The sequence below is a fragment of the Rhodococcus koreensis genome (genome assembly GCF_017068375.1).
Classification (GTDB): domain Bacteria; phylum Actinomycetota; class Actinomycetes; order Mycobacteriales; family Mycobacteriaceae; genus Rhodococcus_F; species Rhodococcus_F koreensis.
Window position 1 is genome coordinate 8,053,417 of the sequence record NZ_CP070609.1, and the last position, 18,970, is coordinate 8,072,386.

General features: G+C 68.1%; 17 protein-coding genes. 10 read left to right on the forward strand and 7 right to left on the reverse strand.

The annotated features are described in order from the left end of the window. Positions 1–65: 65 nt before the first annotated feature. The gene (locus tag JWS14_RS36605) at positions 66–1,208 is read left to right on the forward strand and encodes an acyl-CoA dehydrogenase family protein (RefSeq protein ID WP_206015370.1); all 1,143 of its coding nucleotides are present in this window, start codon (positions 66–68) and stop codon (positions 1,206–1,208) included. Between the two features lie 118 nt (positions 1,209–1,326). Here the strand turns inward: JWS14_RS36605 and lexA are convergent, their stop codons facing one another. Further along, positions 1,327–2,058, reverse strand: a complete 732-nt coding sequence (gene lexA / locus JWS14_RS36610) for a transcriptional repressor LexA (RefSeq protein ID WP_072942388.1) — start codon at positions 2,056–2,058, stop codon at positions 1,327–1,329. 344 nt (positions 2,059–2,402) lie between these two features. Here lexA and JWS14_RS36615 point away from each other — a divergent pair, with 344 nt between their 5' ends. Both JWS14_RS36615 and nrdR read left to right on the forward strand, forming a co-directional pair. After that, positions 2,403–2,900, forward strand: a complete 498-nt coding sequence (locus tag JWS14_RS36615; RefSeq protein WP_206015371.1) for a LysM peptidoglycan-binding domain-containing protein — start codon at positions 2,403–2,405, stop codon at positions 2,898–2,900. 180 nt (positions 2,901–3,080) lie between these two features. Further along, positions 3,081–3,545 (forward strand): transcriptional regulator NrdR, encoded by a 465-nt coding sequence (gene nrdR, locus JWS14_RS36620; protein WP_015890458.1) that lies wholly within the window; start codon positions 3,081–3,083, stop codon positions 3,543–3,545. Between the two features lie 38 nt (positions 3,546–3,583). On the opposite strand, the gene hrpA is transcribed toward nrdR, so the two are convergent. Continuing rightward, a complete protein-coding gene (gene hrpA / locus JWS14_RS36625) occupies positions 3,584–7,471 on the reverse strand; it encodes an ATP-dependent RNA helicase HrpA (RefSeq protein WP_206015372.1) in 3,888 nt (1,295 codons plus the stop codon). A gap of 70 nt (positions 7,472–7,541) precedes the next feature. Here hrpA and JWS14_RS36630 point away from each other — a divergent pair, with 70 nt between their 5' ends. Then, positions 7,542–8,186: a Pr6Pr family membrane protein gene (locus JWS14_RS36630; protein WP_072942382.1), complete on the forward strand. Its 645-nt coding sequence runs from the start codon at positions 7,542–7,544 to the stop codon at positions 8,184–8,186. A gap of 97 nt (positions 8,187–8,283) precedes the next feature. Beyond that, positions 8,284–9,363, forward strand: a complete 1,080-nt coding sequence (locus JWS14_RS36635) for an alpha/beta fold hydrolase (protein WP_072942461.1) — start codon at positions 8,284–8,286, stop codon at positions 9,361–9,363. On the opposite strand, the gene JWS14_RS36640 is transcribed toward JWS14_RS36635, so the two are convergent. Beyond that, positions 9,325–9,708 carry a VOC family protein gene (locus JWS14_RS36640; RefSeq protein ID WP_072942381.1) on the reverse strand — a complete coding sequence of 128 codons (384 nt, stop codon included), beginning with the start codon at positions 9,706–9,708 and terminating at the stop codon, positions 9,325–9,327. The two genes, JWS14_RS36635 and JWS14_RS36640, sit on opposite strands and share 39 nt — an antisense overlap. Before the next feature lie 143 nt (positions 9,709–9,851). Between JWS14_RS36640 and JWS14_RS36645 the strand changes: the two genes are divergently transcribed. Together JWS14_RS36645 and JWS14_RS36650 are read left to right on the forward strand one after the other, a co-directional pair. Then, complete coding sequence (locus JWS14_RS36645; RefSeq protein WP_072942379.1) at positions 9,852–11,216, forward strand: MFS transporter; 1,365 nt, start codon at positions 9,852–9,854, stop codon at positions 11,214–11,216. A 62-nt stretch (positions 11,217–11,278) separates the two neighbouring features. Beyond that, positions 11,279–12,511 (forward strand): aminotransferase family protein, encoded by a 1,233-nt coding sequence (locus JWS14_RS36650; RefSeq protein ID WP_206016256.1) that lies wholly within the window; start codon positions 11,279–11,281, stop codon positions 12,509–12,511. On the opposite strand, the gene JWS14_RS36655 is transcribed toward JWS14_RS36650, so the two are convergent. Continuing rightward, complete coding sequence (locus JWS14_RS36655; RefSeq protein WP_072942376.1) at positions 12,475–12,777, reverse strand: hypothetical protein; 303 nt, start codon at positions 12,775–12,777, stop codon at positions 12,475–12,477. The two genes, JWS14_RS36650 and JWS14_RS36655, sit on opposite strands and share 37 nt — an antisense overlap. Positions 12,778–12,795: 18 nt before the next feature. On the opposite strand from JWS14_RS36655, the gene JWS14_RS36660 reads away from it, so the two are divergent. Further along, positions 12,796–13,512, forward strand: a complete 717-nt coding sequence (locus JWS14_RS36660) for a C40 family peptidase (protein ID WP_095860683.1) — start codon at positions 12,796–12,798, stop codon at positions 13,510–13,512. On the opposite strand, the gene JWS14_RS36665 is transcribed toward JWS14_RS36660, so the two are convergent. After that, positions 13,498–14,178 (reverse strand): PhzF family phenazine biosynthesis protein, encoded by a 681-nt coding sequence (locus JWS14_RS36665; RefSeq protein ID WP_072942372.1) that lies wholly within the window; start codon positions 14,176–14,178, stop codon positions 13,498–13,500. The genes JWS14_RS36660 and JWS14_RS36665 overlap by 15 nt on opposite strands. A gap of 88 nt (positions 14,179–14,266) precedes the next feature. Here JWS14_RS36665 and JWS14_RS36670 point away from each other — a divergent pair, with 88 nt between their 5' ends. Continuing rightward, complete coding sequence (locus tag JWS14_RS36670; RefSeq protein WP_072942370.1) at positions 14,267–15,190, forward strand: hydrogen peroxide-inducible genes activator; 924 nt, start codon at positions 14,267–14,269, stop codon at positions 15,188–15,190. 13 nt (positions 15,191–15,203) lie between these two features. On the opposite strand, the gene JWS14_RS36675 is transcribed toward JWS14_RS36670, so the two are convergent. Further along, positions 15,204–15,968: a LysR family substrate-binding domain-containing protein gene (locus JWS14_RS36675; RefSeq protein WP_206015373.1), complete on the reverse strand. Its 765-nt coding sequence runs from the start codon at positions 15,966–15,968 to the stop codon at positions 15,204–15,206. A 58-nt stretch (positions 15,969–16,026) separates the two neighbouring features. On the opposite strand from JWS14_RS36675, the gene JWS14_RS36680 reads away from it, so the two are divergent. After that, positions 16,027–16,431: a DUF5997 family protein gene (locus tag JWS14_RS36680; protein WP_072942367.1), complete on the forward strand. Its 405-nt coding sequence runs from the start codon at positions 16,027–16,029 to the stop codon at positions 16,429–16,431. 3 nt (positions 16,432–16,434) lie between these two features. On the opposite strand, the gene JWS14_RS36685 is transcribed toward JWS14_RS36680, so the two are convergent. Then, positions 16,435–18,939, reverse strand: a complete 2,505-nt coding sequence (locus tag JWS14_RS36685) for a DEAD/DEAH box helicase (protein ID WP_072942366.1) — start codon at positions 18,937–18,939, stop codon at positions 16,435–16,437. Positions 18,940–18,970 lie beyond the last annotated feature (31 nt).

An 18,970-nucleotide genomic window follows, 5' to 3' on the forward strand; every position in this document is an offset into this window, starting at 1 on the left:
CCTCTACCGTCGAACCAGACGTATCTCGAACGAGACGTAACAGACAGTTGATACGAGGAGTCGGCGTGGAGCGCACCCTGTTCGAACCGGAGCACGAACTGTTCCGGGAGTCGTACCGCAAGTTTCTCGCACAGCACGCCGAGCCGAACCACGCCAAGTGGGAAGAGCAGAACATCGTCGACCGCAGCCTGTGGGTGGAGGCCGGAAAGCAGGGCTTCCTCGGCATGGCCGTGCCGGAGGAATTCGGCGGCGGCGGCGTGCGCGACTTCCGGTACAACGCGATCATCACCGAGGAGACGACACGTGGCGGGTACAGCGGCATCGGCTTCACCCTGCACAACGACGTCGTCGCACCGTACCTGCTCGAACTGAGCAACGACGAGCAGAAGCGGCGGTGGCTGCCCGGCTTCGCGTCGGGTGAGCTGATCACGGCGATCGCGATGACCGAACCGGGGACCGGCAGCGACCTGCAGGGCATCAAGACGCGCGCCGTACGCGACGGCAACGACTGGGTTCTCAACGGTTCCAAGACCTTCATCACCAACGGCATCAACGCCGACCTCGTGATCGTCGTCGCATGTACCGATCCCGACAAGGGAGCGCAGGGATTCAGCCTCCTGGTGGTCGAACGGGACATGCCGGGCTTCGAACGCGGCCGCAACCTCGACAAGATCGGGATGAAGGCACAGGACACCGCGGAGTTGAGCTTCACCGACGTACGCGTCCCCGCCACCAACCTCCTCGGTGAGGAAGGCATGGGCTTCCTCTACCTGATGAAGAACCTCCCGCAGGAGCGGTTGTCGATCGCCGTGGTGGCCGCCGCCGCAATGGAATCGGCGCTGGACATGACGATCCAGTACTGCCGCGACCGGAAGGCCTTCGGAAAGTCGATCGGCAGCTTCCAGAACACGCGCTTCGTACTCGCCGAACTCGCCACGGAGACGACGGCCGTCCGGGTCCTCGTCGACAAGTTCATCGAACTGCTCAACGACGAGAAGCTGTCGGTGCAGGAAGCGGCGATGGCCAAGTGGTGGACCACCGAGGCGCAGGTCCGGCTGATCGACCGGTGTCTGCAGCTGCACGGCGGCTACGGGTACATGAAGGAGTATCCGATCGCGAAGGCGTACATGGATTCTCGTGTCCAGACCATCTATGGCGGGACCACCGAGATCATGAAGGAAATCATCGGTCGCGGACTCAATCTCTGACGAGGCACGACCTGCGTATCTGCAACGAACTCCGGCCTCCGGCCGTACCGGGGTGGATGCGAGTGGGGCTCCACGGCGATCGCCGTGGGGCCCCACTCGTGTCTGCCGCCGGCAGTGACTAGATCTTGCGCATGACGGTGACGACCTTGCCCAGAATGGCCGCATCGTTGCCGGGGATCGGATCGAACAGCGGGTTGTGCGGCATCAGCCACACCTCGTTGTCGGTGCGCTTGAACGTCTTGACGGTGGCTTCGCCGTCGATCATCGCTGCCACGATGTCCCCGTTGTCCGCCACGTTCTGCTGCCGGACCACCACCCAGTCGCCGTCGCAGATCGCGGCGTCGATCATCGATTCGCCGACGACCTTGAGCAGGAACAGCGAACCCTGGCCCACGAGTTCACGGGGGAGCGGGAAGACGTCTTCGACGGCTTCCTCGGCGAGAATCGGGCCACCGGCGGCGATCCGGCCGAGGACCGGGACGAACGTGGGCTCCGGCAGGGGTGTGCCGTCGGTACCGGACTTGACCGCTGCCAACTCGACAGTGGTCCCGGCGTTCGCGGCGACGCCCGCCGCGACCTCGTCGAGACCGCGCACGTCGACGGCGCGCGGACGGTTCGGATCCCGGCGGAGGAAACCCTTCCGCTCCAGCGTCCGCAGCTGATGGGCGACGGACGACGTGGAGGTGAGCCCCACGGCGTCGCCGATCTCGCGGATGCTCGGCGGGTAACCGCGCTCGTTGACGGACGTGCGGATCACCTCGAGGACGCGGCGCTGCCGGTCGGTCAACCCGGCGGCGGAGCCACCGCTCACACGTGGAGTCGAACCGTCGGTCGAGCTGTCGTCCTTCATGGCGAGGTGCCTCCGTCTGTGTGTCGATCTTCTCGGTATGGGTCGCATGTGACTGCTGTGCCGCGTGACACGAATCTATCCCGCTTTCCTCGGAGTTTCAAACATCTGTTCGACATGTGTCGCGAGAAGTAGAGACTTTGTCGGAGGGCCGTGGTAGAAATCGAACATGTGTTCTTTCGAACGCGTGATCGAACACCGGTCCGGATCTGGTACCCACCGGTTCGGCAGCGGGTACGGCAACGGTTCTCGACCTCAGTTTTCGACAGCAGTTCTCGACATCAAGAGCCCGGCATCAAGAGTCCGGCATCAAGAGTCCGACATGGATACGAGCAGCGGAGGTACCGATGAGCAACGCAGTTCTCCATCGGCAGGCAGTGCTGAACCGGCAGGCACTCGAGCGGGGTGTCGTCCGTTCCGGCGCCGCACGGTCGTACCGCACCGAACCGTGTCGCCGGCGCACCGACGGGGAGTTGCGACGTCCGTCGTCCGGCGCCGTCGCGTACCGGCCCACCCACACCGGCGTCTCCCGCGCCGACCACGAACGCGGGGCGAACGATGTCGGCTGGCGGACGGTGCTCGCCGGTGTCGTGATCACCGCCGGTGTGTTGTGCGGGCTCGCCGGGGTGGCGCAGCTGGCCACCGGCGGCAGTGTGAGCAATTCGGCGGCCACGGAGGTCGTGCAGGTGCAGCAGGGCGAGAGCCTGGCCGCGGTCGCTGCGCGGATCGCGCCGGAAATGCCGGTAGCACAGGTGGTCGAGCGGATCATGGAGCTCAATGCCATGTCCAATTCGGCGTTGCATCCGGGCCAGAGTCTGATCGTCCCGTCTTCCGCGACCCGGTGACGGGGGTGGCTCTGCATGACTGTCCCGCCGGGCGGCCGAGTAGTCTCGGAGGCTGTCAGTCCCACCACCGCGTGTGGTCGCGTCGAGATCGTGCATCCGCTGCGTGAATCCGTTTTCGTCGGTTCGCCATCGGGGGAGGCGAACAGTTGCGGCCACGACGGCTACGACGAAGGAATCGCCATGCACTGCCCGTTCTGCCGGCACCCCGATTCACGTGTGGTCGATTCGCGCGAAGCCGACGAGGGACAGGCCATCCGCCGCCGCCGTTCGTGCCCGGAGTGTGGTCGACGGTTCACCACCGTCGAGACCGCCGTCCTGTCGGTGGTCAAGCGCAGTGGGGTCACCGAACCGTTCAGCCGGGAGAAGGTGGTGCGGGGTGTCCGCCGTGCCTGCCAGGGCCGGCAGGTCGACAATGACGCACTGAATCTCCTTGCCCAGCAGGTCGAGGACGCGGTCCGCGCATCGGGTTCCGCGGAGATCCCGAGCAACGAGGTGGGCCTCGCCATCCTCGGTCCCCTTCGTGACCTCGACGAGGTTGCGTACCTGCGGTTCGCGTCCGTGTACCGGTCGTTCAGCTCAGCAGAGGACTTCGCGCGCGAGATCAAAGAGCTACGCGAACACCGCGAATCCCGCGACGACGCCTGAGCCTGCGCGTCCGCGCATTTCTTGCATTGCCCTGCGCGTCAGCGCACCTTCTGCATGGCGCTCAGTACCCGCTTCTCGGAGACCGGGACCGGGGTTCCGAGTGTTTGAGCGAACAGGCTGACGCGCAGTTCCTCGATCATCCAGTGAATCGCGTCGACCTCGGGTGAGTGCTGCCGTTCTTCCGGCAGGCCGGCGAGCATCCGTTCGTATCCGGCGTACACCCGGTCGAGGGCATCCATCCCCTTCTGGTCGCGCGGTGCGCTCCCGGGCAGGGCTTCCAGTCGTGCGACCGCGGCAGCGAGGTAGCGGGGCAGTTCGCGGAGGCGGGTGGCGCCGATGTCGGCGACGAATCCGGGAAACAGCAGCGACTGCCGTTGTTCCCGCACGTCGTCGGCGGCCTCGCCGGTGGCGCGTTCCAGCACGACGGCGAGCCGGTGGTCCGCTTCGAGCACCGGCGACACGAGTCGCACGAGTACCGCCACGTTCCGGGCCATCTCCGCGCGTGCCTTCGCGACGAGGGCGTCGAATTCCTGCGGCGTGCGTACCGGGGTGCCGTGTGCGGCGATCAACTGATTCGCGGCGGCGGTGCGGCAGTCGTCGATCAGGGCGTCGAGGCTGCCGTCGGGGTTCTGCCCGAGCGCCAGCCGCTGCGCGTTGCCCAGACCGGATGTCACCGTCTTCGCCTGGGTGGGAACGGCGGCCAGTAGCAGTCGTCGCGTTCCGTCGCGCATCGCGGCTCGCTGGGCGGCGGCGGTGCTGAGGACGCGGACGGCGACACCGTCACCCTCCGGGACCAGCGCGGGGTAGCCGGTGACCTTCTGACCGCCGAGTTCGCGCGTGACGGTGGCCTCGAGGGAACCGAGGGTCGCGGGGGTCCACGTGAGTGCGGGGGGCCGCTCCGAGTTCGACGCCGCCTTCGCCACTTCCACCTGGACGCGGGGTGCGAGCGACTTGCGCAGCGACACGAGGTCCTTGTGCCGCCCGAGGACGGCACCTTTCTCGTCCACGGCGACGAACGTCATGCGCAGGTGGTCGGGGAGGGCGGTGACGTCGAAATCCTTGGGGTCGATGCGGCAGGCACCGAGCCGCGACAGTTCGCGTGCCATCGCCGCGGTGAGCGGTTCGGAGCGCGGTTTCACCGCGGCCAGTGCGGCGGCAGCGAAGTCGGGTGCCGGAACCACCTGTCGGCGAAGGGTCTTCGGGAGCGTCTTGATCAGTGCGGTGACGAGTTCGACACGCATGCCGGGGACCAGCCAGTCGAAGCCGACGGCGCGCAGCCCCGCGAGCAGGGCGATCGGGATGCGGGCGGTGACGCCGTCGTCTTCGTTGCCGGGTTCGAACTGGTAGGTGAGCGGGACCTGCATGTCGCCCTGACGCCAGGCGTCGGGGTATTCGCCGCCGAGTACCGCGGCCGAATCGGCGTTGACGACCGTCGACTGGGTGAACGTGAGCAGGTCCGGATTCTTGCGGCGGGCGACTTTCCACCAGGAGTCGAAATGCCGGGCGGAGACCGCCTCCGGGCCGACGCGCTGGTCGTAGAAGTCGTAGAGCGTGTCGTCGTCGACGAGGATGTCGCGCCTGCGGGCGCGGTGCTCGAGTTCCTCGACGTCTTCCAGGAGTGCGCGGTTGGCGTGGAAGAACTTGTGCTGGGTCTGCCATTCGCCCTGCACCAGGGCATGGCGGATGAACAGGTCCCGGGACGTCTCGGGGTCGATGGTGCTGTAGGTGACCGCACGGCCGGCGACGAGGGGGATCCCGTACAGCGTCACGCGTTCGTAGGCCATGGCGGCGCCGCGTTTCGACGACCAGTGCGGTTCGGAGTAGGTGCGTTTCACGAGGTGCGGCGCCAGCTTCTCGGCCCATTCGGGTTCGATCCTGGCCGACATCCGCGCCCACAGCCGGGACGTCTCGACCAGTTCGGCGGCCATCACCCATCGCGGTGGCTTCTTGAACAGGCTCGAGCCGGGGAAGACCGCGAATCGGCTTCCGCGTGCCCCGAGGAAGTCCCGTTTGTCACCCTCGCGCAGCCCGATGTGTGACAGCAGACCGGCGAGGAGCGACTGGTGGATGGCCGCCTCGCCTGCCGGGGCGCCGGTGGTCTCCCAGCCGAGTCCCCGGGTGATCTGGCGGAGTTGACCGTGCAGGTCCTGCCATTCGCGGATGCGCAGCCAGTGCAGGAACTCGTTTCGGCACATCTTGCGGAACTGGTTGGACGACAACTCGTTCCGCTGCTCGCGCAGGTACTTCCACAGTTCGAGGAAGGCGAGGAAGTCGGAATTCTCCACGGCGAACCGGGCGTGCTTCTCGTCGGCCGCCTGCTGGAACTCGGCGGGACGTTCGCGCACGTCCTGGATGGAGAGTGCGGCGACGATGACGAGCACCTCGGACAGGCAGCCGTTGCGGTGCGCCTCGACGAGCATCCGGGCCATGCGCGGATCGACGGGGATCTGCGCGAGTTCCCGTCCGACCGGGGTGAGGACGGGCTGCTCGTTCTGGGCTTTCCGTTCGATCGCGCCGAGTTCCTCGAGCAGGCCGATGCCGTCGCGGACGGCCCGCGGGTCCGGCGGCTGCACGAACGGGAACGCGGCGACGTCGCCGAGTCCGAGCGCCGTCATCTGCAGGATGACGGACGCGAGGTTGGTGCGCAGGATCTCCGGCTCGGTGAACGCGGGCCTCGACTCGAAGTCCTCCTCGGAGTAGAGGCGGATGCAGATGCCTTCGGCGACACGGCCGCAACGACCGGAACGCTGGCGGGCGGAGGCCTGCGAGATAGGTTCGATCGGCAGGCGTTGCACCTTGGTGCGCACCGAGTAGCGGGAGATGCGGGCGGTGCCCGGGTCGACGACGTACCGGATGCCGGGCACGGTGAGCGACGTTTCGGCGACGTTCGTCGACAGCACGACCCGCCGCCCGGTGTGGGGGGTGAACACCTTGTGCTGCTCCGCTGCCGACAGTCGCGCGTACAGAGGCACGATCTCGGTGCCGCGCAGTCTGCGGTCGCGGAGGGCGTCGGCGGTGTCGCGGATCTCCCGTTCGCCGGAGAGGAAGACGAGGATGTCGCCGTCGCCCTCGCCGGAGAGCTCTTCGACGGCCTCGCACACCGCGTCGACGGGGTCGCGGTCGAATGTCTGCTCGCCGACTTCCACCGTGAGCGGGCGGTACCGCATCTCGACGGGGAACGTGCGCCCGGACACCTCGACGATCGGCGCGGGCACGCCGTCGGCGGCGAAGTGTTCCGCGAAGCGTTCCGGGTCGATCGTCGCCGACGTGATGATCACTTTCAGATCGGGCCTGCGGGGGAGGAGCTGGCGCAGGTATCCGAGGATGAAGTCGATGTTGAGGCTGCGTTCGTGCGCCTCGTCGATGATGAGGGTGTCGTACCGGCGAAGCATCCGGTCGCGCTGGATCTCGGCGAGCAGGATTCCGTCGGTCATCAGCTTCACCAGCGTGCCGTCCGACACCTGGTCGGTGAATCGCACGGTGTAGCCGACGGTCTCACCGAGTTCGCTGTGGAGTTCCTCGGCGATGCGCTCGGCGACCGTCCGCGCCGCCAGACGGCGGGGCTGGGTGTGTCCGATGAGACCGCGGACGCCGCGGCCGAGTTCGAGGCAGATCTTCGGGATCTGCGTCGTCTTGCCGGATCCCGTCTCACCGGCCACGATGACGACCTGATTCTCGGCGATCGCCTTCGCGATGTCGTCGCGGCGCCGGCTCACCGGCAGTGCGTCAGGGTACTCGATGGCGGGGACGCTGTCGAGTCTTCGGGTGACGCGGCCGCGCGCGGCGTCGATCTCGTCGGACAGGGAGGCGAGGGCGTCGGGCGTGCGGGCACGGTCGAGTCGCCGGCGGAGCCGGTGTTCGTCGCGCAGAGTGAGTTCGCCGAGGCTGTTCTTCAGTTCCTGCCGGCTGGGTGCTGTGGTGGACATGCTGGACCCCAGCCTAGCCAACCCGGTGGATCGCCCTGTGCCGCGCCCGCCCGTGTGCGAATATCGGCGGATGGACGCCGCCGTCGTCACGGAGCTGCGAGGTCAGGGGATCGTTCGGGTTCTGCGGGCGGGGTTCGCCGCCTACGGGCTGGTCGCGTTGCTGTGGATTCCGCTCCGCAACGTCGGCAGCGACGACTTCTCGACGGCCGACTACCTCAGCTATTTCACCATCGAGAGCAACATCCTCGCTGTCGTCGTCCTGCTGATCGGCGCGATCCGGGATCCGCAGTCGCGGCGCTGGCAGCTGTTCCGCGGTGCGACGACGCTGTACATGGTCATCACCGGAATCGTGTATGCGGTGCTGCTGGCGAACATCGACGTCATGCTGCAGGACGGCTGGATCAACACGGCCCTGCACCGGCTGCTGCCGCTCGTCCTGCTGCTCGACTGGGTGCTCGCCCCGTCCCGGGTGCGGATCTCCGACGCCCAGAGCCTCGGCTGGCTGATCTTCCCGGCCGTGTACGGCGCGTACTCCCTGATCCGCGGCCCGATCGTCGACTGGTACCCGTATCCGTTCCTGGACCCCCGGAACCAGGGGTACGTCCAGCTGGCCGTCACCGCGGTCGTGTTGCTGCTGGCCATGGCGTTGATGGCGCTCGCCGTGAACGCGGTGGGCCGTCTCGGTGCGCGCCGCCGGTACGGCGAGGACCGGTAGCGGCGAAGCCTCGCGCAGCCGATTCGCGGGCCGCGCTATCCTCCACACGACAGGCGTCCACGCGATCATCCGTGACTTCGGCAACGGCTGGGAGACTATGTTCGACGAGTTCGCAGGGGAGACCTTCGACCTGCTCACCCGCGACCGCGGCAGTGTCGTCGCCGCCGACGACGGGGTCCCCCTCGCGGTGCGCGAGGTGGGTCCAGCGTTCGCCCCGCTGACCGTGGTGTTCGTCCATGGGTTCTGCAACCGGATGACCGGCTGGCACTTCCAGCGGGTTCAGCTCGAGGAGACGTGGGGCTCGACGATCCGCATGGTGTTCTTCGATCTGCGCGGCCACGGCAACTCCGGGGTGCCGCGGCGGGACACGTGCACGATCCCGCATCTCGCGCAGGACGTCGACGCCGTGATCCGGGCGCTGGTGCCGGAGGGGCCGATCGTGCTGGTCGGCCACTCGATGGGCGGCATGGCCGTCCTCTCGTACGTCGGCCGGAATCCCGATCTGATCGGATCTCGCATCGTCGGGGTGGGGCTGATCGCCACCGCGGCGGAGAAGCTGGGTGACGTGGGGCTCGCGCGCACCCTCAACACGCCCGTCGTCGCCGGTTTCAGCACCGCGGCCCGTCACCTGCCCCGGGTGGTCCAGAGCGGTCGCGGCGCGAGCAAGCGGGTGCTGGCGCCGATCCTGAGGTCGGCGTCGTTCGGTGACCGCAGCATCAGCCCGGCGATCATGTGGCACTCCGAGCAGATGATCAACGACACCTCGCTCAAGACGCTCGTCGACTTCCTGCCGTCGTTCAAGAACCACGACGAGACGGCGGCGGTGCCGTTGCTGGCACCGATCGAGACGCTCGTCGTGTGCGGCGACCGCGACCTGCTGACCCCGTTCCGGTATTCGAAGGCCATCGCCGGGCATCTGCCGGACGCGGAACTGGTGAAGGTGCCCGGTGCGGGACACATGGTGCAGCTGGAGCGGGCGCAGCTGGTCACGGACGCGATCGATCGTCTCCTGATCCGTTCCGTCGAAACCCTGCCCACACCGAGTGCCTGGAGCGAGTGGGTGCGGGTGGCCACGGACTACGTGGACCACGTGCGGCACTGGCTCGCCCACGGCGGGCCTGCCGCCTGGTGGCGGGGGCTACGCGGTCGTCCCGTCGTCGGCCCCACGTTCCGGTAACACGCAGAATTCGTTGCCCTCCGGGTCGGCGAGGACCACCCAGGGAACGTTCGGGTCGTCGCTCAGGCGGTGGGCGCCGAGGGAGAGCAGCCGCCGCACCTCGTCGTCGCGGGATCCGGACGACGGTGCGATGTCGAGGTGCAGGCGGTTCTTCCCGGACTTCCGGTCGTCGACGGGCTGGAAGAGCAGTGACGTCGACCCCGGTGCGCTCGCTTCGACGTACTCGCGGCCGTATGCGTCCATCCACCGGCGGGTCGACGGGTAGCCCAGGGCCTCGCACCAGAATCGTGCCAGTGATTCCGAGTCCCGGCAGTCGACGGTAATGGCGATGATTCGGCTGGTCATGGGTTGCGGTTACCCGCGCATCGGCGACTGATCACCGTCCCGGGCGGGTACTCGGTGTCCGTGTAAACAGCAAAGCGACGACAACACGTGTCACTCGGGACACAATGAGGGCACGCGAACACCGGCCTCAGGAGGCGGGATCTATGGCATCTGCGGATGCGTCAGCCGAGCAGGAAACGCTCCCACCAGGTGTTCTCCGACGCGCGATCGCGGCGTCGGCGATGGGAAACGCCACCGAATGGTTCGACTACGGTGTGTACGCGTTCACGGTGTCGTACATCTCGGCCGCGTTCTTCCCCGGCGACACCGGTTCGGCCACCCTCTACGCGCTGCTCGTGTTCGCGGTGTCGTTCGTCGTGCGACCGCTCGGCGGTCTCGTGTGGGGTCCGCTGGGTGACCGGCTCGGCCGTCGCCAGGTCCTCGCTCTGACGATCATCCTGATGGCGGGTGCGACGTTCTGCGTCGGCCTCGTGCCGAGCTACGACGTCATCGGTTTCTGGGCGCCGCTGCTGCTGGTGCTGCTGCGCATGATCCAGGGCTTCTCGACCGGCGGCGAATACGGCGGCGCGGCAACGTTCATGGCCGAGTACTCGCCGGACCGCAAGCGCGGCTTCTGCGGAAGTTTCCTCGAGTTCGGCACCCTCGGCGGGTACGCGCTCGGCGCGATCGTGGTTCTGGCGGTGGAGTTGTTCTCCAGCGATCCGTTCATGTCCACCTGGGGCTGGCGTATCCCGTTCCTGATCGCCGGGCCGATGGGCCTGATCGGCCTCTACCTGCGGACCAAGCTCGAGGAGACACCCGTCTTCCGGGAACTGGACGCGGAAGGCGCGGTGGAGTCGGGGACGACCCACGAGTTCAAGGACCTGATCACCGAGTACTGGAAGCCGTTGCTGCTGCTCGGCGGACTCGTCATCGCGTTGAACGTCACCAACTACACCCTGCTGAGCTACATGCCGACCTATCTGGAAACGCAGATCGGCCTGTCGTCCACCGCATCGCTGACGTTGTTCATCGTGGGGCAACTCGTGATGATGGCCGTCATTCCGTTCGCGGGCGGGTTGTCGGACCGGGTGGGCCGAAAACCGTTATGGTACGGCTCACTCGTGGGATTGATCGTGTTCGCCGTCCCGATGTATCTGCTGATGCGTCAGGGTTTCGGATGGGCGATCCTGGCGTTCGCGGTTCTCGGGTTGCTGTACGTGCTGCAGCTGTCCACGATCTCGGCGACCTTCCCGGCGATGTTCCCGACACACGTGCGGTTTGCGGGTTTCGCCATCGCGTACAACGTGTCGACGTCGTTGTTCGGTGGCACTGCCCCGGCGGTCAACGAACTGCTCATCGAATGGACGGGCAACTCGCTGATGCCGGCGTTCTACATGATGGCCGCGTGCGGGATCGGTCTCGTCGCGCTGTACTTCGTGGCCGAGACGGCCGGCGCGTCCATCCGCGGTCGTGGGATACCGGGTGTCGACACGGAAGCGCACCCCACCGCACTCGTGCAGAAGTGACGCGGCCGGATCCGAGCCGGGGCGCCGTGGCATAGTCGCCTGGGGTGGGGTTTCACGAAGGGATGAGCATGGCGTCGGCACTGTGGCACGGATTCGCGGATATGGGCGCGGTGGAACGGAAGGGCGCCTTCGTGGTGTCTCGCGGCGAGGGCGCGTACATCTGGGACAACCGTGGCAACCGCTACCTCGATGCGACTGCGGGTCTGTGGTTCACCAACGTCGGGCACGGGCGTGCGGAGATCGCGGACGCCGTCGCGGAGCAGTTGCGGACGATGGCGCACTTCTCGAACTTCGGTGACTTCGTTCCCGAGACCACCGCGACCCTGGCCGATCGGCTCGCCACCATCGCGCCGGTGCCGGGCAGCAAGATCTTCCTCACCTCGGGTGGCTCGGATTCGGTGGACACGGCGGCCAAACTCGCCCGCCGCTACTGGCACGAAATGGGCAAGCCGGCCAAGACGATCGTGGTCGGCCGTCAGAAGGCCTACCACGGGATGCACGTCGCGGGCACTGCGCTGGCGGGTATTCCCGTCAACCGCGAGGGCTACGGCGAGCTGATGGCCGACGCCGCGACAGTCGCCTGGAACGACGCCAAGAGCCTGCTCGAGCTGATCGAGAAGGTGGGTGCCGACACGATCGCCGCGTTCTTCTGCGAACCCGTCATCGGCGCGGGCGGCGTGTACCTGCCGCCGGAGGGGTACCTCGCGGAGGTCCGCGACATCTGCCGCGAGCACGACATCCTGTTCGTGGTCGACGAAGTGGTGACGGGATTCGGCCGCATCGGCGGCGAGTGGTTCGCGTCGACGCGATTCGATCTGCAGCCCGACATGATGACGACGGCGAAGGGTCTCACGTCCGGGTACGTCCCGATGGGTGCGGTGTTCATCGCCCCGCGGGTGGCCGAGCCGTTCTTCGCCGGCGGGGTGTGGTGGCGGCACGGCTACACCTACGGTGGGCACGCGGGTGCCGCCGCGGCCGCACTCGCCAACCTCGACATCATCGAGCGCGAAAACCTGCTGGCGGAGTCGAAGCGGCTCGAGTCCTCGTTGCACGTGCACCTCGCGCCCCTCGCCGACCACCCGCGGGTCGAAGAAGTGCGCAGCGGTCTCGGTGCGGTCGCGGCCGTGCAGTTGGCCGATCCTGCGGAGGCACTCCCGTTCGTGAACACGTTGCGTGAGTTCGGCATCTCGGGCCGCGCCGCCGGTCAGGGCGCCATGCAGATCTCGCCGTCGTTCGTGATGACGGACGATCAGGTCGCTCAGCTCGCGGACGGGTTCCGCCGGGCGCTGGGCTGATCTTGGCCGGCGCCCCGCCTGCGGATGCGGTGCAGGGCGCCGGTGACCCGGTCCCGCCACGTCGGCGACGCCAGCGCGATCTCCTGCTGCCCGTCGTGCGCGGCGTACGCGCGGGTGTAGCGCTCGTGCAGACGGGCCCGCACCTCGTCGGGCGTGTACGCCTTGCGGTGCCGATCCGCGCGGACCGCGACGACCCCGGTCGCGGCGACACCCACCACACCGGCGAGTCCGAGAAGTTTCCACCATTGCCTGCCATGCAGTCGCATCCTTCTAGGCTAGGGCCCATGGACGCGCCACGGCACACGGACGCACGACGACACCGTTCCACCATCGACCTCGACACCGCGGTCGAGGTCACCCGCACCGGCGACATCTGGATCTTCCGCGGAGAGTCCCCGGCCGACAGGGCCATCCAGACGCTGACGAACAGTCCGGTCAACCACGTCGGCATGTCGGTGGTGCTCGAGGACCTTCCGCCGCTGATGTGGCACGCCGAGCTCGGGCATTCGTTGCAGGACATGTGGACGGGCCGCTTCCAGCGTGGTGTGCAACTCCACGACCTGCGCGCCGCGGTCCAGGTGTGGGGTGCGCGGTACGGGCAGCGGGGATGGCTGCGTCAGCTCGCCGAACCCGCGACGCCGCAGCAGGAGGACGCGTTGATGCGGGCGATCGCGCGGCTCGACGGAACGCCGTTCCCGTCCACCGCGAGACTCGCGTCGCGGTGGTTCGGCGGGCGCCTGCCCGGGTCGCGCCGTCGCCGGGAGCAGTCGGCGAGCCTCGAAAGCGCCTATTGCGCCGAGGTGGTCGCGCAGACGTACGAGGAGATGGGTCTGATCAGCGGTCGCAGGCGCACCAACTGGTACGACCCCGGCAAGTTCTGGAGCGGCGACCGGCTTCCGCTCGCTCCCGGTGTGACGCTGGGCCGGGAGATCGAGGTCAGCCTGAGCGAGGCCGACCTCGCCGCGGGGCGGGGAAGGCGGCCGACGTCAGAGGGTGCGTGACTTCTCGGGGTGTACCCGTCCGCCGACCTCGATCCAGCCGGCGGGGTCGTACGTTGTGCGCAGTTCGGACCCTTTGCCCTGGGTGATCAGGAGGGCGTGCCGCAGGTGCGCGGTGATCCGGACGGCGGCGGCTCCGGTGGCCTCGTCCTCGGTGATGCCCATGTCGGGGGCGAACATTCGCGACCGGATCGAATGCTCGACCTTGTCGGTCCACGCCCACAGGTAGTGGTGCCCGGCCCCGAACTTCTTCGGGTCGGCGGCCTGGACCTCGCGGACGCTGTCCATGGGGTACAGCGAGAACTCCGGCGCCCACTCGGGCCGGGCCCGCACCCAGGTGATCGCGCCGGAACGCCGGGTGGTGACGGGGCCCGCAGGGACGTCGAGTGTGGTGACCGCGGCACCGCGCTCGTGCAACCACCAGGACAGTCCGACGGTGGGATGTCCGGCGAAGGGCAGTTCGGTGGTGGGGGTGAAGATCTGGGCGCGCGCGTGCTCGTCGTCGGGCCCGGGGATGTCGACGAAGATCGTCTCGCTGTATCCGAGTGTGCGAGCGACGGACTGCCGGTCCTCGGGCGGGACGGCCGAGGAGTCGACGATGCCGAGCGGATTGCCGTGGCGTCCTTTGTCGTCGGTGAACACCCGGACGACGTCTACGTGGATGGGCATTGACGCACCCTATCGCTCCGGGCGTTCCTGCATTGTGCAGGAACCCGTCCAAAAGGCCGAGGCGATGGAAAGCATTAGGCTGATAGGCATGGCCGATCAGAGTTATCAACCCACACTGTCGCAGCTGCGTGCGTTCGTGGCAGTCGCGGAGTACCGCCATTTCGGCACGGCGGCAGCACGATTGAGTGTGAGCCAACCCACACTGTCGCAGTCGCTGGCCGCCCTGGAGAACGGGCTCGGTGTGCAGCTCATCGAGCGCAGCACCCGGCGCGTCCTCGTCACCGCGGCGGGGGAGCGGCTCCTCGGTCAGGCCAAGGTGATCCTCGAGGCCGCGGACGGTTTCGTCGCGACGGCCGCGGGTGTCGGCGACCGGTTGGCCGGGCCCCTGCGGATCGGGCTCATTCCCACCGTCGCCCCCTACGTGCTGCCGGCGCTGCTGCCGGCGCTGCGCGAGGAGATGCCCGCACTGGAGCCGCAGGTCATCGAGGACCAGACGGCGCGACTTCTCGAGGCGCTGCGTGTGGGTTCACTCGACGTCGCAGTGCTGGCCCTGCCGAGCGGTGTCAGCGGTCTCGTCGACATCCCCTTGTACACAGAAGATTTCGTGATGGTCGTCCCGAAGGGGCACCCGCTGGCCGGTCGCACCGACATCTCGCCGCCGATGCTGGACGAGCTTCCTCTCCTGCTGCTCGACGAGGGGCACTGCCTGCGCGACCAGACCCTCGATCTGTGCCGTTCGGTGGATGCGCATCCGGTGGCGGGCGACACCCGCGCCACGTCGCTGTCGACGGTGGTGCAGTGCGTCGCCGGCGGACTCGGCGTGACCCTGGTGCCGGAATCCGCCGTCCAGGTGGAGACCGGACGGGGTCCGCTCGCGACGGCCCGCTTCGCCGCTCCCGCGCCCGGTCGCACGATCGGCCTCGTGTTCCGGTCGTCCAGTGCCCGCGCGGACGACTACGGGCAACTCGCGCGCCTGTTCACGAAGACGGCGCCGGTGGGCACCCCCGCCTGACGGCCGGGGAGTGTCAGGACCGCCGACGCGGTTTGCCCTTCTTGCCACCTTTGGGCTTGCCGCCCTTGGCTCCGGTGCCGGAGCGCGGCGTCCGCGTCCCCGTGGCCGGTTTCTGTCGTGCGGCCGCCGCGGCGGGACGCTTCTTCCTCGGCTCGGCCGCCGCCGGGGTGCGACCCCGGGAGCTGTTGACGGTGCGACCCCGGACGATGCCGATGAACTCCTCCACCAGTTCGGTGGTCTCGTCCTCGGGCCACGACAACGCGATCCGCGACTCCGGGCCGTCCGACACCGTCCGGTAGACGAGGTCCTTGCGGTGGTGGAGCCGGGCGAGCGACTGCGGGACGACCAGCAGCCCGACCCCCGCGGCGACCAGTTCGATCGCGTCGGCCGTCGTGGCCGGACGGTCCGCGGCAGGCAGTCCCGGCAGCCGGTCCCACACGAGGACGTCGTCGAGGGGGTGCTGGATGATCTCGTCGGCCAGATCCGCGATCGACACCTCGTCCACCGCCGCCACGACGTGGTCCTTCGGTGCCACGACCACCGGGATCTCGGTGTACAGCGGGATGGCGCTGAGACCGGTCCGGTCGATCGGCAGCCGCACCAGGCCCACGTCCGCACTCCGGCCACGCAACTGATCGGGTGCGTCCGAGGCGGACACGGGGACGAGGGTGAGGGGGACGTCGGGCAGCCGTTCGGCCCAGATCCGTACCCACTTGGTGGGGGTCACGCCCGGGACATACGCGAGCCGGAAGGGAGGGGATGCATCCGCGTCTGTCACTCCGTCAGGCTACCGGGCGTGGTCAACGGCACCGCACACGCTCGTTACTCTTGACACCATGACGTCGCACAAGAGCCCTCAGACTATGAAGCCCGCCACCGCGGCGAAGAAGCTGGGTGTGTACCTCGAGGCCACCCCCGCGGAGTTCCAGGAGGGTGTCGTCTCCCGCGACGAGCTCGGCGCACTGCAGAGCGATCCGCCGGAGTGGCTGCTCGAGCTGCGCCGCAACGGCCCGCACCCGCGTCCGGTGGTCGCGGCGAAGCTGGGGGTGTCCATCGCGGGCCTCGCGCGCGGCGGCATCACCGAGGCGCTCACCACCGAGCAGATCGACGCCCTCATGGCGGATCGCCCCGAATGGCTGCAGCAGGAGCGCGCCACCCAGGCCGAGGTCCGCAAGGAGACCGTCCGCATCAAGGAGAAGAACGCGGCACGGCGTGATCAGCCCCGCCGGCCGCGTTCGTGACCGCTATCCCTCGACGATGCTGAGCTCGTCGAAGATCACTTCACCGGCCGCGTCGGACTCGGGGAGGTCCACGACCGCCGTCAGCGCCCACCCGTGATCACCCTGCGGGTCCTCGAGGACCTGCCGGACCCGCCACAGCTCGGGCGCGGTCTCCACCTGGAACAGCTGGGGGCCGCGCGCCGAGGGTCCGGTGCCGAGCGAGTCGTATTCGTCGAAGTACGGCTGGAGCTGGTCCTCCCACTCCTCGGCGTCGATGCCGTCGTCCAGCCCCTCCAACTCGGCCCACCGCCGCCGCGAGGCGAGGTCGATGCGCCGGAACATGGCATTGCGCACCATCACCCGGAATGCCCGCGTGTTCGCGGAGATCGGGCGCGGCACGTCGGCGCCGAACGCGACCTGCTGGTCGTCGCCCTCGGCACCGGGGTCGGTGAGTGATTCCCACTCGTCGAGCAGGCTCGAATCGACCTGACGGATCAGCTCACCCAGCCACTCGATGAGGTCGTCGAGTTCCTCCGTCCGGGCCTCGGTCGGAACGGTCTGGCGCAGTGCGCGATACGCGTCCGCGAGATACCGCAGCACGAGGCCTTCCGAACGGGCCAGACCGTAGTGGCTGACCATTTCGGCGAACGTCATGGCCCGCTCGACCATGTCCCGCACGACCGACTTGGGCGACAGCGCGAACTCCGTGATCCACGGATGCCCACCCCGGTACATCTCGAACGCCGGGAACAACAGGTCCGCGAGAGGCTTGGGCCAGGTGACCTCCTCGAGCAACTCCATGCGTTCCTCGTATTCGATCCCGTCGGCCTTCATCTGCGAGACCGCCTCGCCGCGGGCGAAGTGCTGCTGCGCCATGAGCACCTGCCGGGGGTCGTCGAGGGTCGACTCGATCACCGACACCACATCCAGTGCATAGGAATCGGATTCGACGTCGAGGAGTTCGAGGGCCGCCAGCGCGAACGGCGACAGCGGTTGGTTGAGTGCGAAGTCCCGCTGGAGTTCCATCGTGAGCCGGGCCATCCGGCCGTCGGCGTCGGGCTCGTCGAGTCGCTGCACCACACCGGCGTCGATCAGCCCCCGGTACAGCGACAGCGCCTTGAGGATGTGCTTGCGCTGCGCCGGCCGCGGCTCGTGGTTGTCTTCGAGGAGGTGCCGCATGGACTCGAAGCAGTTACCCGGCCGTGCGATGACGTTGAGCAGCATGGAGTTCGACACGGAGAACCTCGACACGAGCGGTTCCGGCGATGCGGCGACGAGGCGATCGAACGTGGCCTCGCCCCACGACACGAATCCGTCCGGCGCCTTCTTGCGCTGCACCTTGCGGCGTTTCTTCGGGTCGTCGCCCGCCTTGGCCAGCGCCCGCAGATTCTCGACCTCGTGTTCGGGGGCCTGCACCACCACGGTGCCCAGGGTGTCGTAGCCGGCGCGTCCCGCACGTCCCGCGATCTGGTGGAACTCGCGGGCCCGCAGATGCCGCGTGCGGGTGCCGTCGAACTTGGTCAGCCCGGTCAGCAGCACGGTGCGGATGGGGACGTTGATCCCCACGCCGAGCGTGTCGGTGCCGCAGATGACCTTCAGCAGACCGTCCTGCGCCAGTTTCTCGATGAGGCGCCGGTATTTCGGCAGCATGCCCGCGTGGTGGACGCCGATGCCGTGCCGGACCAGACGTGAGAGCGTCTTGCCGAATCCGGTGGTGAACCGGAACCCGCCGAGGGCGTCGGCGATGGCGTCCTTCTCCTCGCGCGAACAGAAGTTGACGCTCGTCAGGGCCTGCGCTCGTTCCAGGGCGGCGGCCTGGGTGAAGTGGACGACGTACACCGGGGCCTGATTGGTGGTCACCAGTTCCTCGATCGTCTCGCTCACGGGTGTCGTCGCGTACGAGAACATCAGCGGAACGGGACGCTCGGTGCCCGCCACGACGGTGGTGGGCCGCCCGGTCCGGCGGGTGAGGTCGGACGAGAAGAAGTCGACCTCCCCGAGGGTGGCCGACATGAGCAGGAACTGGGCGTGGGGGAGTTCGACGAGGGGGACCTGCCACGCCCAGCCGCGGTCGGGTTCGGAGTAGAAGTGGAACTCGTCCATCACGACCTGGCCGATGTCGGAGTCGGGGCCCTCGCGCAGCGCGAGGTTCGCGACGATCTCGGCGGTCGCGCAGATGATCGGTGCCCGCGAGTTGACGGCGGCGTCGCCGGTCATCATGCCGACGTTCTCGGCGCCGAACACCTCGCACAGAGCGAAGAACTTCTCGCTGACAAGGGCTTTGATCGGGGCCGTGTAGAACGTGCGCTTGCCGGTGGCCATGGCGTAGAAGTGGGCGCCGACCGCCACCATCGACTTACCGGATCCGGTGGGCGTCGCCAGGATCACATTGGCCCCGGACACCAGCTCCATGACGGATTCTTCCTGGGCGGGATAGAGCGTCAGTCCTCGTTCTTCGGTCCAGGAGGTGAAGGCGTCGAAAACGGAATCGGAATCCGCGTTCTCGGGGAGCAGGTCGGAGAGAAGCACTGCTACAGGCTAGCCGGACGGCCGTGCGCCG

Coding starts and splice junctions, on each gene's coding strand:
- JWS14_RS36615 (WP_206015371.1), top strand. CDS start 2,403: ATGAGCAACGCAGTTCTCCATCGGCAGGCAGTGCTGAACCGGCAGGCA.
- hrpA (WP_206015372.1), bottom strand. CDS start 7,471: ATGTCCACCACAGCACCCAGCCGGCAGGAACTGAAGAACAGCCTCGGC.
- JWS14_RS36665 (WP_072942372.1), bottom strand. CDS start 14,178: ATGCCCATCCACGTAGACGTCGTCCGGGTGTTCACCGACGACAAAGGA.
- JWS14_RS36660 (WP_095860683.1), top strand. CDS start 12,796: ATGGACGCGCCACGGCACACGGACGCACGACGACACCGTTCCACCATC.
- nrdR (WP_015890458.1), top strand. CDS start 3,081: ATGCACTGCCCGTTCTGCCGGCACCCCGATTCACGTGTGGTCGATTCG.
- JWS14_RS36670 (WP_072942370.1), top strand. CDS start 14,267: ATGGCCGATCAGAGTTATCAACCCACACTGTCGCAGCTGCGTGCGTTC.
- JWS14_RS36630 (WP_072942382.1), top strand. CDS start 7,542: ATGGACGCCGCCGTCGTCACGGAGCTGCGAGGTCAGGGGATCGTTCGG.
- JWS14_RS36640 (WP_072942381.1), bottom strand. CDS start 9,708: ATGACCAGCCGAATCATCGCCATTACCGTCGACTGCCGGGACTCGGAA.
- lexA (WP_072942388.1), bottom strand. CDS start 2,058: ATGAAGGACGACAGCTCGACCGACGGTTCGACTCCACGTGTGAGCGGT.
- JWS14_RS36680 (WP_072942367.1), top strand. CDS start 16,027: ATGACGTCGCACAAGAGCCCTCAGACTATGAAGCCCGCCACCGCGGCG.
- JWS14_RS36650 (WP_206016256.1), top strand. CDS start 11,279: ATGAGCATGGCGTCGGCACTGTGGCACGGATTCGCGGATATGGGCGCG.
- JWS14_RS36655 (WP_072942376.1), bottom strand. CDS start 12,777: ATGCGACTGCATGGCAGGCAATGGTGGAAACTTCTCGGACTCGCCGGT.
- JWS14_RS36635 (WP_072942461.1), top strand. CDS start 8,284: ATGTTCGACGAGTTCGCAGGGGAGACCTTCGACCTGCTCACCCGCGAC.
- JWS14_RS36645 (WP_072942379.1), top strand. CDS start 9,852: ATGGCATCTGCGGATGCGTCAGCCGAGCAGGAAACGCTCCCACCAGGT.